The organism is Streptomyces asiaticus, from assembly GCF_018138715.1.
In the GTDB taxonomy this organism is placed as follows: domain Bacteria; phylum Actinomycetota; class Actinomycetes; order Streptomycetales; family Streptomycetaceae; genus Streptomyces; species Streptomyces asiaticus.
This window is the reverse complement of record NZ_JAGSHX010000006.1, coordinates 4,629,433-4,644,940: the sequence shown is the minus strand read 5'-3', so window position 1 is coordinate 4,644,940 and position 15,508 is coordinate 4,629,433. Positions and strand designations below refer to the sequence as shown.

Below are 15,508 nucleotides of genomic sequence, written 5' to 3'. Positions count from 1 at the left end.
TGATCCTCGCACGGACGCAAGGCGGACGAGTAGCCGCTGAGGCGGCCCCGGGCGCGCCGATCCGCACGGTTTCCCCGAGAATCCTCCCTATGACCCAGATGCCCGATCACACATGCTGGTCATGCTGCGAACGGGCATGATCTCCACAAACAGGCATGATCTTTCTTGGGATGGAAACACGAAACTGGGCAAATAGAGCGCGCAACAACAACGCACGACTCTGAACCCCGGAGCTTGACCACGCCACCGAGGAGGAGGATCCCGTGACCCGCATTGACAGCGTGCGAGCCGCGACCGGCACCGCCAAGGGCAGCGTCCTGCACGCCGCGGAGGCGGTGGCGCCCTATGCCGGCACGGCCAAGGACACCGCGACGCGCTACGCGCACGAGGCCCGCGTCCGGCTGGCGCCGAAGGTCTCGACCGCGGCACACCAGGCCCGGTGCACGGCCGGTGCTCAGTACCACGCCCATATCGCGCCACGGCTCGACCAGGCCCGCGGCACCCTGCCGCCGAAGGTGGACCAGGCCGCCACACGGGCCGCCAAGCGGACCCGTAAGGCGGCACGCCATGCCGCCGACTACACGGCACCGCGGGTGGAGCAGGCGGTGGCCGGGGTGCGCGCCGCCGCGGGACCGGCGCGCGAGGAGGCGGCCGTGCGCACGGCGGCGGCCATCGCGGCGCTGCGCACCCATGTGACAGCCGCGGAGATCGAGAAGCTCGCCCGGAAGCACCGCCGCCGGGCCCGGACCGCCCGCTTCGCCAAGCGGGCGACCTTCATCGGCCTGGTCGGCGCGGGGGTCTACGCCGCGTGGAAGTGGTGGGACAAGCAGGCCAACCCCGACTGGCTGGTCGAGCCCCCGGCGGCGACCGAGGTGGGCGACCGCGAGCGGCTCTCGGCGGTGGACGGCAGCGACCAGAACGCCGTCGACCCCGAGGTGCAGGCCAAGCAGGCCGAGGCCGAGGCCCGCAGGGACGACGAGCGCTGAGAGCGCCGCTCACGCGCCCGGCGCATGCCCGCCACGAGGGGCGGGAGATCAGCCGATCTCCCGCCCCTCGTCCTTTTCTCCGGGGCGGCTCCGGCTTCTCCGGGGCGGCTCCGGCTCAGTCCGCCGGTTCCTCCCCCTGGGAGCGGCGCTGCCGCCGCTCCAGGAAGATCTCGGTGAAGACCGAGACCTTGGCCCGCAGCGCCCAGGGGTCGATCGGCTTGGCCATGTAGTCCACCGCACCGGCCGCATAGCCCCGCGAGGAGTGCTCGGGATCGGAGCCCATCGCGGTGAGGAAGATGATCGGGATGTCCCGGTTACGGGAGCGTCGCTTGATATGGGCAGCCGTCTCATAGCCGTCCATCTCGGGCATCTGCACATCCAGCAGGATCACCGCGAAGTCGTCATGGTCGAGCAGCGCCTTGAGGGCCTCCTGCCCGGAGGTCGCGGTCACCAGCTCCTGGTCGAGCGTGGCCAGCACGGCCTCCATGGCCAGCAGATTGTTCTGCTGGTCGTCCACCACGAGGATCTTCGGCCGCGGCCCCACGGCCCGCTGGGACGCCGCGGGCCCCGCCCGTCCCATGGGCTCCTCCTCCTGCTGTGGCATCGCGGCCGGGCGCTGGGACTCCACCATGGCCAGCTGCCGCTCCAGGACCAGACAGCGCTCCTCCGCCAGTCGGCCCCGCAGCCGCACCTCGTCCAGCTCCTCGGTGAGCCGCCGCACCTCCTGCTGAAGCAGATCCCGCTCCTTGATCAGCTCCTCCCGGTCCGGAAGATCACGCTCCAGCGCATCCGCCCGGGCCCGCTCCGTCGCCCAGGCCGCCTCGGCCTGGCTCAGCCGCACCTCGAGATCGGCGATGCGGTGCTTGCGGTCCAGCAGCGCCTCGCCCAGCACGTCCTGGTGCGCCAAGGAGACCCGCGCGTGCCGGTCGGCGTCGGCCAGCTGGATCTGAAGGATCTCCATGGCATGCCCGGGGGAGCGGCTGGTGCGGACCGCGGCCCGGTGCAGCTCCCGCACCAGCTCGAGGGCGGCGGGGGTGGGAGCGACACCGCGCTGCGCCGCGAGATCGGTGAACAGATCGAAGACGAACTCCCACGGCGGGATCCGGGTGCCACTCAGAAACCGCGAGATGGTGCTCGGATCCCGGTGCCTGCGCACCGCGTATCTGCGCATCGAGACTCCCAGCCCCAGGAACAGCTTCCTCAGCTCCACAGCGAACGCCCGGCACTCCTCGGGCAGGTTCTCGCCCAGCGGATGCAGCCCACTCATCGTGTCCCCCTGTACGGCGCACCGCGCCGATCAGACGACTCCCGGGCGATCTGCCCGAGTTGTGGAAAACACCCTGGAGCATCCCGCGGGTGTTGCGCCGGGCAATGACAAGAGTGGCAACACCGATATCAGGGGAGAAAACGCATCAGCCAGGACACCGGTCCGGCGTCCTGGCTGGTGATGGAGGTGGAGCCTAGGAGAGTCGAACTCCTGACATCCGCCATGCAAAGACGGCGCTCTACCAACTGAGCTAAGGCCCCTTCGCCGATCAGGATACCTGGTACCGACCAGCATTCCCGACCGGGTATCGCTCGCGCGTAGCGCTCTCCGTAGGATGCCACGCAAGATTCGCGGCAGCGAAGCGAAGGGGAGAGCGAGATGGACGCAACACAGCAGGATGCCACCGCGCGCGCACGGGAGCTTCAGCGCAGCTGGTACGGGGAGCCGCTGGGGGCGCTCTTTCGCCGTCTCATCGACGATCTCGGTCTGAACCAGGCCCGCCTCGCCGCCATCCTCGGTCTGTCCGCGCCCATGCTCTCGCAGCTCATGAGCGGCCAGCGCGCCAAGATCGGCAACCCCGCCGTGGTCCAGCGGGTGCAGGCGCTCCAGGAGCTGTCCAGTCAGGCTGCGGACGGCAGGGTCAGCGCCGCCGAGGCCGCCGAGCGCATGGAGGAGATCAAGAAGTCCGCGGGCGGCTCGGTCCTCAACTCCACCCAGACCACGGCGAGCACGGGCGCCCCGACCGTACGGCGAGTGGTACGCGAGATCCAGTCGCTGCTGCGGTCCGTGGCGGCCGCGGGGGACATCATCGATGCCGCCGACTCCCTCGCCCCCACCCACCCCGAGCTGGCAGAGTTTCTCCGTGTGTACGGCGCCGGGCGGACCGCCGAGGCGGTCGCCCACTACGAGGCGCACCAGAGCTGACGGGCTGAACTGCTGACGAGTCGATGACGGGGCGGGCACGGCGCGATGGGTGAGATCTTCGCGGGCCGGTACGAGCTGGTGGACCCGATCGGGCGCGGGGGCGTGGGCGCGGTATGGCGCGTCTGGGACCACCGCCGCCGACGGTACGTGGCAGCGAAGGTGCTCCAGCAACGCGACGCCCATACGCTGCTGCGCTTCGTCCGGGAACAGGCCCTGCGGATCGATCACCCCCATGTGCTGGCACCGGCCAGCTGGGCGGCCGACGACGACAAGGTGCTGTTCACCATGGACTTGGTGGGCGGCGGCTCGTTCGCCCATCTCATCGGGGACTACGGCCCGCTGCCGCCCCGTTATGTGTGCACCCTGATCGACCAGCTGCTCTCCGGACTGGCCGCGGTGCACGCCGAGGGCGTGGTGCACCGGGACATCAAACCCGCGAACATCCTGCTGGAATCCACCGGGACCGGGCGGCCGCACGTCCGGCTCTCCGACTTCGGCATCGCGCTGACCAAGGGCGAACCGCGCCTCACCGAGGCCAACTATGTGATGGGCACGCCCGGCTACTTCGCGCCCGAGCAGATGATGGGCGACGACCCCGACTTCCCGGCGGACCTCTTCGCCGTCGGACTGGTGGCGCTCTATCTGATCACCGGGCACAAGCCGGACGGGGAGGCGCTCGTCAAGCTCTTCGAGCAGGGGGTGCCGAACGCGCCCACCGGGGTGCCCGAACCGCTGTGGCAGGTGATCGCGGGGCTGCTGCAACCGGACCCCGAGAACCGCTTCCGCACCGCCACGGGCGCGCGGAAGGCACTGGCTACCGCGGTCGACCTGCTGCCCGAGGCCGACCTGGACGACGATGCCATCGAGGTCTTCGACCAACTCGGCCCGCTGCCCACCGGATTCGGCCCCGAAGGCCCCACCCGGCCGCGCCGCCGCCACGCCAAGGCCGACCCGCCCCGGGACAACGGCGCGGCGCCGTCCCGGCCCCAGTCCGCCGCCGACTCGGGCCCCGCCGACGAGGCGGCCCCCGGCCCCGACGCGGCCGCACTTCAGCAGCCGGCCGCCCCACGGCCGTCCATGTCCGACACCGGCAGCTTCACCCTCCCGCCGCCGCTCCCCCGGAACGACCAGTCGCACACACCGCATACCGAGGCCCCCGGGGCTCCTGGGACTCCGTCCTCGGGCGCCCCGCCCGCCGAAGTCCGGCACCCCGAACCCCCGCACGCCCAGACGCCCCCGAACCGGACCCCACCGCACCACCAGACCCCACCGCCCCAGCCCGCGGGCCCACCGACGCCGACGCCCCCGCCGCCGACCGCCCAGCCCGCGACTCCGCCCCCGCCGGTCCAGCGGCCGTCGATACCCCACCCGCTGGCCCCGCCGACCCCTTCGACGGCGGCCCCGATCCCACCGGCTCCACAGCCGCCCGTGCACCACCCGCACCACGCACAACAGCAGCCCCCACACCCCGTACAGCCGGTGCAGCATCCGCACCCGCATACGCCCACCCCCGCTCCCGCTCCCGCTCCGAACGCGGCACACACGCCGACGCCAACGCCGACACCCACGCCGACTCCGACCCCGACACCCACGCCGCTCCCGCGTGACTTTCCTTCTACTCGTCCATACACCGCGGAGCGGCCGCGGGTTCCCTCCACGGCACGGCGGCGCCCCGGACCGTCCAGGAAAGCGACGCTCTCGATCCTGATCGTGGCGGCGCTGTGCTTCGCCATCGGCGCATGGGCCCTGGTGGCAGCGGGCTGACCCCGCCCCAGGCCACAGCCACGAGGCGGCCCCCGGCTACCAAGCAGGCGGCGGCCCGTACCGCTGTTGCGCCGAGGCCCGCCGCCGGGCGGTGAGCGTCCACACCCCGAGCCCCAGCACCAGCGCCGTCCCGGTGCCGATCCCCGCGTAACCCACCACCCGCAGCGCGTCCTTCGAGTCGGCGGCGCCGGAGCCGGAACTCCCCATCCGGTCGCCGTCCGCCGCGACCGGATGCCGCTTGGCCGCCCGCCGGTCGGCCGCCGTGAGGCCGAACCCCGCCTTGACCGGGTCCTTGTCGTAGGTGGGCCCGCCGCGCGTGTCGCCCGCGACCCGTACCCGCAGCACGACCGGCACCGAGCTGTTCAGATGGGGTTCCACCTGCGGCGGGTTGAGGGTGACTGCCAGGAAGTACCCACCGCTGAAGCTCATCGCGCGAACCGTGGAGCCGGTGTTCGCATACCGGTTTCCGTAGGCCACCGGCGCGGTGGCCACCTGGGTGCGGGGCGACTCACCGTCCTGCGCGGCGAGGGTGCCACGCTTCGCGAGCCCGCGCGCCGGGTTGTAGGCGTGCAGCGCCAGGGCGCGGTCGAGCAGACGGGTGCTCTGGTCCTTGCCGCCGGCGGACAGTTCGGCGACGGCGGAGAGGCGCTGCCCCCAGTCCACGGGCACCCGGTAGAAGTGCGTCTCCCCCGGCGTGATCTCGTCCCTCCACACCCCGGTCCCCAGGGTTGGCGCGTCGCTGAAGCCGCGCCCGCCACGCCTCGGCAGCGGAGTGCCGTCCAGCGGCTCGGGCGACGGCGAGCTCGAACTCCCCTCCGGGACCGCCCCCGTGGCCCCGCCCTTCACCGGTGGCTCCACCATCAGCCGGAGTTCCACGGGCCAGCGCTCCGGGTCCGGTGACCCGTCCTCGCGCTCCACCGTCACCACATAGCGCCCCGCCTGGTGGCAGGAGGCCGGGCCGGAATCGATCTGGCGGGAGGCGTAGTCGGCCAGGGGATAGGCCACGCCGGTCGTCTCGATCTTCGGGGATGCGGTGCCGCAGATGCCCCCGTCGGGGCTCTCCAGGGTCACCTTCACGCCATCGCGGTACGAGGTCACCTCCGCGCCCGGCCGAGGTGCCGCGACCGCCGAGACATAGGCTGCTGACTTCGTGTCGAGCGTCACGCCGTAGTACCGCTTCTCGCCCGGCCCGACACTGTCGACATAGGTGCGGCCGGCCGCCAGGGAAGGGGCGCCCGCGTCACCGTCGGAGCCGGATATCCGGGTGCCGCGGGTCTCGTACGCCCGGGCCCCGGCGGCGCCGTCGGCGAGGGACGTGCCCGGTGCCGCGGCCACCGCGCACAGCGCCGCCGCCGCGGCGAGACCGGCCCTGACCTTGCGACGGTCCTTCATCGCGCGTCACTCCTCGTCGTACCGGCCGCTCGGCCCGCTCAACCCCGGCTTGGCCGGCTCGTTCGCCCCGGCCCGGCCGACCCGCTCAACTTTGCCTGTGCAAGCTATTCATTTGCGAGAGTGAAACACGAAGGCCCCCCGTCATCCCGTCCCCCGCCGCCCCCGCCGCTCGCCCGCCACTGCGCCACTGCGCCACTGCGCCACTGCGCCAGTAAAGCCGACGGGGCCCCGACCGCTCCAGCGGCCGGGGCCCCGTACTGGGACTGTAGGAGGAGCTCACACACCCGAACCTGCGGGCACGGAGTCGGTCGCCTCCGTCCACAGATCCTGCTCGGCGCGATCCGCCTGGATCTGGCGGTACACGAGGAGCCCGCCGATGGCGGCCAGTGCGACCAGGAGCAGCTTCTTCACCGCGCTACCTCGTCTCTTTCTTGACGTAGGGGACCTCTGGCGCCTGATGATACACACCGACCGATACCGATCGGTGACCTATGACCGGCATTGGCCGATGAGAAACCGGGAAGGAAGCGGGGATCAACTCCCTGCCCCCATACGACATCAGCCTGGACGGAGAAGATCTCCATCCAGGCTGATCGCGACGGTGGGGCTAACAGGACTTGAACCTGTGGCCTCTTCCTTATCAGGGAAGCGCTCTAACCGTCTGAGCTATAGCCCCGCGCTGCACCGAAAGATTAGCGCACCACCTGCCCTGTCCCAAAATCGGTAACGGCCGGGCCGCTACTCGTCCTCGGCCAGGGTCAGCTCGACGCCGCCCACGAAGCCCGCCGACAGGTTGTAGATGAAGGCCCCGAGCGTGGCCAGCGCGGTCGCCAGCACCACATTGATCACGGCGATGATCCCGGTGAACCCCAGGACACGCGGAAGCGACAGGAAGGACTCCAGGTCGAACCCGCTGCCCTTCTGCGACTCCGTGGCGTCACTGATGGTGCCGCCCACCGCGCTGAAGACGCCCATGGCGTCCATGACCATCCACAGCACCGCCACCGCGATCACCGTGCAGATCCCCAGCGCGATCGCCAGCAGGAAGCTGACCTTCATGACCGACCACGGGTCGACCCTGGCGACCCGCAGCCGTGCCTTGCGGGTCCGCGGCGCCGGACGGGCCCCCGCGGACGTACGGGGGCGGCGGACGGCCGTGGCGGCCTGCTGGTGCCCCGTCTGGGCGGTCTGGGCCGACTGCCCCGGCACCGAGCCGTCCCGCCCGGCCCCGCCGCCGGGCGGCGGGGCGTATGCCTGCGGCGGGTGGTACGGCTGCGCGGGCTGGGCGGGGGCGGGACGCTCGTTGGGGAGCGGGCTGGAGTACTGGGGCTTGGGGTGCGGATCGCGCTGCGGCCGCAGCTTCCGGGTCTCGGTCACCGCCGCGGCGGCGGAGTCCCCGGCCGGGCCACGGGCGCCGTCCCCAGCGGTGTGGCCGCCCGTCGGGGCTCCTGATCCCGGACGCCCTCCGGCGTCCGCACCGCCGCCCGCGGCACCCGTGGCTCCACTCACGACTTACTCCTCGGTCTCGTCGGCCGGGGGCGCTGTGCCCTCGGCCGCCTCGGACTCGGCCTCCTCGGCTGGCGCGTTCATGGCCGCGGTTTCTTCCTCGACCTCTTCAGCCTCACGACCGGCCTCGGCGTTCCGGGCGACGCCGACGACGGCATCGCGCTTGCCCAGGTTGATCAGTTGGACGCCCATGGTGTCACGGCCCGTCTCCCTGACCTCATTGACCCGGGTGCGGATCACGCCACCGCTGAGCGTGATGGCGAGGATCTCATCGGTCTCCTCGACCACCAGCGCCCCGACCAGGGAACCACGGTCCTCGACGATCTTCGCCGCCTTGATACCGAGACCACCGCGCCCCTGGACGCGGTACTCATCGACATTGGTCCGCTTCGCGTACCCGCCGTCGGTGGCGGTGAACACGAACGTACCGGGCCGGACGACATTCATCGAGAGGAGTTCGTCGCCCTCGCGGAAGCTCATGCCCTTCACACCGGAGGTCGCGCGGCCCATCGGCCGCAGCGACTCGTCGGTCGCGGTGAACCGGATCGACTGGGCCTTCCTGCTGATCAGCAGCAGATCGTCCGCGGAGGAGACCAGCTCGGCACCGATCAGCTCGTCCTCGCGGCCGTCCTCCATCTCCCGGAGGTTGATCGCGATCACACCGCCCGACCGGGGCGAGTCGTAGTCCTTCAGCGGCGTCTTCTTGACCAGGCCGGACTTGGTGGCCAGCACCAGATACGGCACCGCCTCGTAGTCCCGGATGGCGAGAATCCGCGCGATCTTCTCATCGGGCTGGAAGGCCAGCAGATTCGCCACATGCTGGCCGCGCGCGTCCCGTCCCGCGTCCGGGAGCTCGTACGCCTTCGCCCGGTAGACCCGGCCCTTGTTGGTGAAGAACAGCAGCCAGTGGTGGGTGGTCGAGACGAAGAAGTGGGAGACGATGTCGTCCTGCTTCAGCTTCGTCCCGCGCACGCCCTTGCCGCCGCGCTTCTGCGAGCGGTAGTCCTCGGTCTTGGTGCGCTTCACATAGCCGCCACGCGTGATCGTGACGACGATGTCCTCCTCGGCGATCAGGTCCTCGATGGACATGTCGCCGTCGAAGGGCACCAGCTTGGTGCGCCGGTCGTCGCCGAACTTCTCGACGATCGCGGTCAGCTCCTCGCTGATGATCTGCCGCTGTCGCTCGGGCGAGGCCAGGATCGCGTTGTACTCGTTGATCTTCGCCTGAAGCTCGTCGTGCTCCTGGACGATCTTCTGACGCTCCAGGGCGGCCAGCCGCCGCAGCTGCATCTCCAGGATCGCGTTCGCCTGGATCTCGTCGATCTCCAGCAGGCCCATCAGGCCCTCGCGCGCGATCTCCACCGTGTCGCTGCGCCGGATCAGCGCGATGACCTCGTCGATCGCGTCCAGGGCCTTGAGCAGACCGCGCAGGATGTGCGCCCGCTCCTCGGCCTTGCGCAGCCGGAAGCGGGTCCGCCGGACGATGACCTCGACCTGGTGGGTGACCCAGTTGCGGATGAACGCGTCCAGGGAGAGGGTGCGCGGCACACCGTCGACCAGGGCCAGCATGTTGGCGCCGAAGTTGGTCTGTAGATCGGTGTGCTTGTAGAGGTTGTTGATGACGACCTTGGCGACCGCGTCCCGCTTGAGCACGATGACCAGGCGCTGGCCGGTGCGCGAGGAGGTCTCGTCACGGACGTCGGCGATGCCGCCGACCTTGCCGTCCTTCACCAGGTCGGCGATCTTCTGCGCGAGGTTGTCCGGGTTCACCTGGTACGGCAGCTCGGTGACCACCAGGCACTGCCGGCCCTGGATCTCCTCGACCTCCACCACCGCGCGCATGGTGATCGAGCCGCGCCCGGTGCGGTACGCCTCCTCGATGCCCTTACGGCCGACGACCAGCGCCCCGGTCGGGAAGTCCGGGCCCTTGATCCGGTCGATCAGGGCGTCGAGCAGCTCTTCCTGGGTGGCCTCGGGGTTGGCCAGGGCCCACTGGGCGCCCTCGGCCACCTCGCGCAGATTGTGCGGCGGGATGTTGGTGGCCATGCCGACCGCGATCCCCGCCGAGCCGTTGATCAGCAGGTTGGGGAAGCGGGCCGGCAGAACCGTCGGCTCCTGGTTACGGCCGTCGTAGTTGTCCTGGAAGTCGACGGTCTCCTCGTCGATGTCCCGGAGCATCTCCATCGACAGCGGTGCCATCTTGCACTCGGTGTACCGCATGGCCGCCGCGGGGTCGTTGCCCGGGGAGCCGAAGTTGCCGTTGGAGTCGACCAGCGGCATCCGCATGGACCACGACTGGGCCAGTCGCACCAGCGCGTCGTAGATCGACGAGTCGCCGTGCGGGTGGTAGGTGCCCATGACGTCGCCGACGACGCGGGCGCACTTGTAGAAGCCCTTCTCGGGGCGGTACCCGCCGTCGTACATCGCGTACAGCACCCGGCGGTGCACCGGCTTGAGGCCGTCCCGGACGTCGGGCAGCGCACGGCTGACGATCACGCTCATCGCGTAATCGAGGTACGAGCGCTGCATCTCCGTCTCGAGGCCGACCGGCTCGACGCGGAGGGCGGCGCCTTCGGCGAGCTCGTCGGGGGTCAGATCGTCGGGCGTGTTCGGGGTGTTCTCGTCGGCCATTGCTGGTCAAAGTCCTTCTGTCGTCTGCGGCTGGGGGCCGACTCAGATGTCGAGGAAGCGGACATCCTTGGCGTTGCGCTGGATGAACGAGCGCCGTGCCTCGACGTCCTCACCCATGAGGACCGAGAACAGGTCGTCGGCCTGGGCCGCGTCGTCCAGCGTGACCTGGCCCAGGACGCGGTGGTCCTGGTCCATCGTGGTCACCCGCAGCTCTTCGGCGTTCATCTCGCCCAGACCCTTGAAGCGCTGGACCGAGTCGTCCCTGATGCGCTTGCCCTGCTCCCGGCCGGCCTGGATCAGCGCGTCCCGCTCCCGGTCCGAGTACGCGTACTCGACCTCGTCCCGGCCCCACTTGATCTTGTAGAGGGGCGGACGGGACAGGAAGACATGCCCCGCCTCGACCAGCGGGCGCATAAAACGGAAGAGGAAGGTCAGCAGCAGGGTGTTGATGTGCTGACCGTCGACATCGGCGTCCGCCATCAGGATGATCTTGTGATAGCGGAGCTTGGCGATGTCGAAGTCCTCGTGCACCCCGGTGCCGAAGGCGGAGATCAGCGCCTGGACCTCGTTGTTCTGGAGGATCTTGTCGACCCGGGCCTTCTCGACGTTGAGGATCTTGCCTCGGATCGGGAGGATCGCCTGATACTGCGGGTTACGGCCGGACTTGGCCGAGCCGCCGGCGGAGTCACCCTCGACGATGAAGATCTCGCACTTCGCCGGGTCGTTGGACTGGCAGTCGCTCAGCTTGCCCGGCAGCGAAGCGGTCTCCAGCAGCCCCTTGCGACGGGTCAGATCGCGCGCCTTACGGGCCGCGACGCGGGCCGTGGCCGCCTGGATGCCCTTGCGGACGATGTCCGCCGCCTCGTTGGGGTTGCGGTCCAGCCAGTCGGCGAGATGCTCGTTGACGATCTTCTGGACGAAGGTCTTGGCCTCCGTGTTGCCCAGCTTGGTCTTGGTCTGGCCCTCGAACTGGGGCTCACCCAGCTTGACCGAGATGATCGCGGTCAGACCCTCGCGGATGTCCTCACCGGTGAGGTTGTCGTCGCGCTCCCGGAGCAGCTTCTTGTCGCGCGCGTACTTGTTGATCAGGTACGTCAGCGCGGCGCGGAAGCCCTCCTCGTGGGTGCCGCCCTCATGGGTGTGGATGGTGTTCGCGAAGCTGTAGACACCCTCGGTGTACTGCGCGTTCCACTGCATCGCGATCTCGAGGGAGAGCATCCGCTCCTTGTCCTCGGCCTCGAAGCCGATCACCGTGGGGTGGACCAGCTCGCCCTTGCGGGAGTTGAGGTAGGTGACGAAGTCGACGATGCCGCCCTCGTAGTGGTACTTCACGGAGAGCGGCTTGCCCTCCTCGTCCACATGGGCCGCGCGCTCGTCCGTCAGCGAGATCGACAGGCCCTTGTTGAGGAACGCCATCTCCTGGAAGCGCCGGGCCAGCGTCTCGAAGGAGTACTCGGTGGTCTCGAAGACGTCCGGGTCCGCCCAGAAGGTGACCGTGGTGCCGGTCTCCTCCGTGGCCTCGTTCCGGGCCAGGGGCGCGGTCGGCGCTCCCGTCTTGTAATCCTGGGTCCAGCGGTAACCGTCCGTCTTGACCTCGACCGACACCTTCGACGACAGGGCGTTGACGACGGAGACGCCGACGCCGTGCAGACCGCCGGAGACGGCATAGCCGCCGCCGCCGAACTTGCCGCCCGCGTGCAGCACGGTCAGCACGACCTCCACGGCCGGCTTCCCCTCCGAGGGGACGATGCCCACGGGGATGCCGCGGCCGTTGTCCACGACGCGGACGCCGCCGTCGGCGAGGATCGTGACCTCGATGGTGTCCGCGTGACCGGCCATGGCCTCGTCGACGGAGTTGTCGACGACCTCCTGGACGAGGTGGTGCAGGCCGCGCTCACCGGTGGAACCGATGTACATACCGGGTCGCTTGCGGACCGCCTCCAGCCCCTCCAGTACGGTGATCGCACTGGCGTCGTACGACGGCGGGGCCAGGGCCTCGCCGTCGGGCGTGGACGGGATGTTTTCGATGGGGTTGCCGGAATCGGCCACGAAGCGCCCTTTCTGGCACAGCACAAGCCGTCTCCGGGCAGGCGGGAGCGGCTGGCGTCGTTCAACATGTGTCCGCAAGCGCTCGGTGCGCCAGCGGCGACGGTGTACGGCCCCAGTCTACCGGTAGCGCCGACAAGAATGGGGGCTTGCTGCCGCCTGAGTCCGCATGTGCCGCCCTGAACCGGCCGCCACCGACTCCCCATATGCGGGGACGGGCTCCAAGAGGCTCACACCGCCACCCAGCGCTTCGGACTGTCAACCACCGGCTACCGTGACCGGGGTCTCAGCAGTCACCCTGTTACCCCCGGTTAACACGAGGGCTCAAGCGCCGGTCAGCCGTAGGTGTCCCCCGGGCCCGTGGAGCCCGGGGAGCGCAGCGAGCCATAGCGCCGGGGTGGGCCGCCGGGGCCCAGAACCTTGATCAGCTTCACCGTGCCCTGGCCCAGATCGGCGTTGAGCCGGGCCACGAGCTGGGGCGCGAGCAGCCGCAGCTGGGTCGCCCACGCCGTGGAGTCACAGCGCACCGTGAGCACCCGGGCGTCCTCGTCATAGCGCTGGGGCTCGCAGTGCTGGGCCACCTCGGGGCCCACCATCTGGGGCCAGCGGCCCATCACCCCGCCGACCGCGGCCGGGGTCTCCCAGCCACGCTCGGTGATCAGCCGGTTGATCGCCGCACCGAGTGGAAGCGGATCGCGGCCATCGGCGCGCGCGCCGGAGCGCAGGCCCCCTCTGCGCGCCTGCTTCTTCTGCTGGGCCGCGGCTCCCCGGGCGCGCGCCTGCTCCTTGGCGGCGCGCAGCGCCACCCGCGCGAGATCGACCCCCGAGGGCTCGGGCACCGGCGAAGGCCCGGACGCCGCCGAGGGCCGCGCGGGCTGGTCCATCCCGTCCGTCATGCGCGCCGCACCTCGCCCTCGGACACCGCAAAGCGCGTACCGGCCAGCACATGCGGGACGTCGTCCTCCACCGCCGCGGTCACCAGCACCTGCTCCCCGGGGGCGACCAGCTCGGCCAGCCGCTCCCGGCGCCGCTCGTCCAGCTCCGCGAAGACGTCGTCGAGCACCAGCACCGGCTCGCCCGCCTCGGTGCGCAGCAGATCGTAGGAGGCCAGCCGCAGGGCGAGGGCGTACGACCAGGACTCGCCATGGCTGGCGTAGCCCTTCGCCGGGAGCCGGCCCAGCTTGAGCACCAGGTCGTCGCGGTGCGGGCCCACCAGCGTGACCCCCCGCTCGATCTCCTGCTTACGGGCCTCGGTGAGGGCGGCCATCAGCAGCTCGTACAGCTCCTCGCGGCTGCCCGCGTCGGCCAGCCCCTCACCGGCCGAGCCGCGGTACTCCAGCAGCACCGGGCCGCCGCCGGGGGCGAGCTGCTCGTACGCCTTGTCGGCGAGCGGCTGGAGCACGGAGATCAGATCGAGCCGCTGGACGAGCAACTCGGCACCGGCCCGGGCCAGATGCTGGTCCCAGACGTCGAGGGTGGACAGCGCCGTGTCGCCGCCCCCGCCGCGCGAACCGTGGCGCCGGGCCAGGGCGGCGGTCTTCAGCAGGGTGTTGCGCTGCTTCAGCACCCGGTCGTAGTCGGAGCGGACCCCCGCCATCCGGGGCGCCCGCGCGGTGATCAGCTCGTCCATGAACCGGCGGCGCTCGCCCGGATCGCCCTTGACCAGGGCCAGGTCCTCGGGCGCGAACAGCACCGACCGCAGGATCCCCAGCACATCACGCGGTTTGACCTGCGACGATCGATTGATACGGGCGCGGTTGGCCCTGCCCGGGTTGAGCTCGAGCTCGATCAGCTGCTGCCGGTCCCCCTGGACGACCGCGGCCCGGACCACGGCCCGCTCCGCGCCCATGCGCACCAGCGGGGCGTCGGAGGAGACCCGGTGGCTGCCGAGGGTGGCGAGATAGCCGACGGCCTCGACGAGATTGGTCTTGCCCTGGCCGTTGGGCCCGACGAAGGCCGTGACGCCCGGGTCGAGCGCCACCTCGGCCCGGACGTACGAGCGGAAGTCGGCGAGCGAGAGATGCGTGACGTGCATAGTGGGCTGCGCCGACCTCCCCCGGCAGTACTGCTTGCTTCCGACCCCGAGGGGTGGTTACTTCTCGTTGCTCTCGACCGCGTGGCCACCGAACTGATTGCGCAGCGCGGCGACCATCTTCATCTGCGGCGAGTCCTCCTGGCGGGAGGCGAAGCGGGCGAAGAGCGACGCGGTGATCGCGGGCAGCGGCACGGCGTTGTCGATCGCGGCCTCCACGGTCCAGCGGCCCTCACCGGAGTCCTCCGCGTAGCCCCGCAGCTTGCCCAGGTGCTCGTCCTCGTCCAGGGCGCGGACCGCCAGGTCCAGCAGCCAGGAGCGGATGACCGTGCCCTCCTGCCAGGAGCGGAAGACCTCGCGGACGTCGGTGACCGAGTCCACCTTCTCCAGCAGCTCCCAGCCCTCCGCGTACGCCTGCATCATCGCGTACTCAATGCCGTTGTGGACCATCTTGGCGAAGTGGCCCGCGCCGACCTTGCCGGCGTGGACGGCGCCGACCTCGCCCTCGGGCTTGAGCGCGTCGAAGATCGGCTGGACCTGGGCCACATGGTCGGCGGCGCCGCCGTACATCAGCGCGTAGCCGTTCTCCAGGCCCCAGACACCGCCGGATACACCGCAGTCGACGAAGCCTATGCCCTTGGCGTTGAGCTGCTCGGCGTGCTTCTCGTCGTCGGTCCAGCGGGAGTTCCCGCCGTCCACGACGATGTCGCCGGGCGACAGCAGCTCGGCCAGCTCGTCGATGGTGATCTGGGTGGGGACGCCCGCCGGGACCATGACCCACACCACTCGCGGGCCCTTGAGGCTGTTGACGAGCTCATCGATGCTGTGAACATCGGCGACGTCCGGGTTGCGGTCGTATCCGATGACGGTGTGGCCTGCGCGGCGGATGCGCTCGCGCATGTTGCCGCCCATCTTGCCGAGGCCGATGAGACCGAGCTCCATCAGTGATCCTTTGTGCCG

The 15,508-nt window shown here is 70.5% G+C and carries 12 protein-coding genes and 2 tRNA genes; 3 read left to right on the top strand and 11 right to left on the bottom strand.

Going from position 1 to position 15,508, the window contains the following annotated elements; genetic code table 11:
• Positions 1 to 263 precede the first annotated feature (263 nt).
• Entirely contained in the window at positions 264 to 986 is a 723-nt protein-coding gene (locus KHP12_RS27010) for a DUF5324 family protein (protein WP_086886470.1), read from the top strand.
• 115 nt (positions 987 to 1,101) lie between these two features.
• Here the strand turns inward: KHP12_RS27010 and KHP12_RS27005 are convergent, their stop codons facing one another.
• Positions 1,102 to 2,253, bottom strand: coding sequence for a response regulator (locus tag KHP12_RS27005; protein ID WP_086886469.1), 1,152 nt, complete (start codon positions 2,251 to 2,253; stop codon positions 1,102 to 1,104).
• 187 nt (positions 2,254 to 2,440) lie between these two features.
• Positions 2,441 to 2,513 (bottom strand) — tRNA-Ala (locus KHP12_RS27000).
• A gap of 118 nt (positions 2,514 to 2,631) precedes the next feature.
• On the opposite strand from KHP12_RS27000, the gene KHP12_RS26995 reads away from it, so the two are divergent.
• Positions 2,632 to 3,177 carry a DNA-binding protein gene (locus KHP12_RS26995; protein ID WP_086886468.1) on the top strand — a complete coding sequence of 182 codons (546 nt, stop codon included), beginning with the start codon at positions 2,632 to 2,634 and terminating at the stop codon, positions 3,175 to 3,177.
• Positions 3,178 to 3,222: 45 nt separating this feature from the next.
• On the top strand, positions 3,223 to 4,941 hold the full coding sequence (locus KHP12_RS26990; RefSeq protein ID WP_210609540.1) for a serine/threonine-protein kinase: 1,719 nt from the start codon (positions 3,223 to 3,225) through the stop codon (positions 4,939 to 4,941).
• Positions 4,942 to 4,977: 36 nt separating this feature from the next.
• On the opposite strand, the gene KHP12_RS26985 is transcribed toward KHP12_RS26990, so the two are convergent.
• The 9 genes from KHP12_RS26985 to gnd form a co-directional block, all read right to left on the bottom strand.
• A complete protein-coding gene (locus KHP12_RS26985) occupies positions 4,978 to 6,333 on the bottom strand; it encodes a hypothetical protein (RefSeq protein WP_086886570.1) in 1,356 nt (451 codons plus the stop codon).
• 276 nt (positions 6,334 to 6,609) lie between these two features.
• Positions 6,610 to 6,744 carry a DLW-39 family protein gene (locus KHP12_RS26980; protein ID WP_003958712.1) on the bottom strand — a complete coding sequence of 45 codons (135 nt, stop codon included), beginning with the start codon at positions 6,742 to 6,744 and terminating at the stop codon, positions 6,610 to 6,612.
• A gap of 191 nt (positions 6,745 to 6,935) precedes the next feature.
• Positions 6,936 to 7,009: transfer RNA gene (locus KHP12_RS26975), tRNA-Ile, on the bottom strand.
• Between the two features lie 62 nt (positions 7,010 to 7,071).
• Positions 7,072 to 7,842, bottom strand: coding sequence for a DUF3566 domain-containing protein (locus tag KHP12_RS26970; RefSeq protein ID WP_210609538.1), 771 nt, complete (start codon positions 7,840 to 7,842; stop codon positions 7,072 to 7,074).
• 3 nt (positions 7,843 to 7,845) lie between these two features.
• Complete coding sequence (gyrA, locus tag KHP12_RS26965) at positions 7,846 to 10,470, bottom strand: DNA gyrase subunit A (protein ID WP_086883071.1); 2,625 nt, start codon at positions 10,468 to 10,470, stop codon at positions 7,846 to 7,848.
• Between the two features lie 42 nt (positions 10,471 to 10,512).
• The gene (gene gyrB, locus KHP12_RS26960; RefSeq protein ID WP_086883070.1) at positions 10,513 to 12,543 is read right to left on the bottom strand and encodes a DNA topoisomerase (ATP-hydrolyzing) subunit B; all 2,031 of its coding nucleotides are present in this window, start codon (positions 12,541 to 12,543) and stop codon (positions 10,513 to 10,515) included.
• A 308-nt stretch (positions 12,544 to 12,851) separates the two neighbouring features.
• A complete protein-coding gene (locus KHP12_RS26955; protein WP_086883069.1) occupies positions 12,852 to 13,412 on the bottom strand; it encodes a DciA family protein in 561 nt (186 codons plus the stop codon).
• On the bottom strand, positions 13,409 to 14,551 hold the full coding sequence (gene recF, locus KHP12_RS26950; protein WP_086883068.1) for a DNA replication/repair protein RecF: 1,143 nt from the start codon (positions 14,549 to 14,551) through the stop codon (positions 13,409 to 13,411). The genes KHP12_RS26955 and recF overlap by 4 nt, the downstream gene beginning before the upstream one ends.
• A gap of 57 nt (positions 14,552 to 14,608) precedes the next feature.
• Positions 14,609 to 15,490, bottom strand: a complete 882-nt coding sequence (gene gnd / locus KHP12_RS26945; protein WP_086883067.1) for a phosphogluconate dehydrogenase (NAD(+)-dependent, decarboxylating) — start codon at positions 15,488 to 15,490, stop codon at positions 14,609 to 14,611.
• Between the last annotated feature and the right edge of the window lie 18 nt (positions 15,491 to 15,508).

Bases quoted from the DNA above. Each gene is read 5' to 3' on its own strand.
- KHP12_RS26955 (WP_086883069.1), bottom strand. From the start codon at position 13,412: ATGACGGACGGGATGGACCAGCCCGCGCGGCCCTCGGCGGCGTCCGGG.
- KHP12_RS27005 (WP_086886469.1), bottom strand. From the start codon at position 2,253: ATGAGTGGGCTGCATCCGCTGGGCGAGAACCTGCCCGAGGAGTGCCGG.
- gnd (WP_086883067.1), bottom strand. From the start codon at position 15,490: ATGGAGCTCGGTCTCATCGGCCTCGGCAAGATGGGCGGCAACATGCGC.
- KHP12_RS26990 (WP_210609540.1), top strand. From the start codon at position 3,223: ATGGGTGAGATCTTCGCGGGCCGGTACGAGCTGGTGGACCCGATCGGG.
- KHP12_RS26985 (WP_086886570.1), bottom strand. From the start codon at position 6,333: ATGAAGGACCGTCGCAAGGTCAGGGCCGGTCTCGCCGCGGCGGCGGCG.
- KHP12_RS26995 (WP_086886468.1), top strand. From the start codon at position 2,632: ATGGACGCAACACAGCAGGATGCCACCGCGCGCGCACGGGAGCTTCAG.
- gyrA (WP_086883071.1), bottom strand. From the start codon at position 10,470: ATGGCCGACGAGAACACCCCGAACACGCCCGACGATCTGACCCCCGAC.
- recF (WP_086883068.1), bottom strand. From the start codon at position 14,551: ATGCACGTCACGCATCTCTCGCTCGCCGACTTCCGCTCGTACGTCCGG.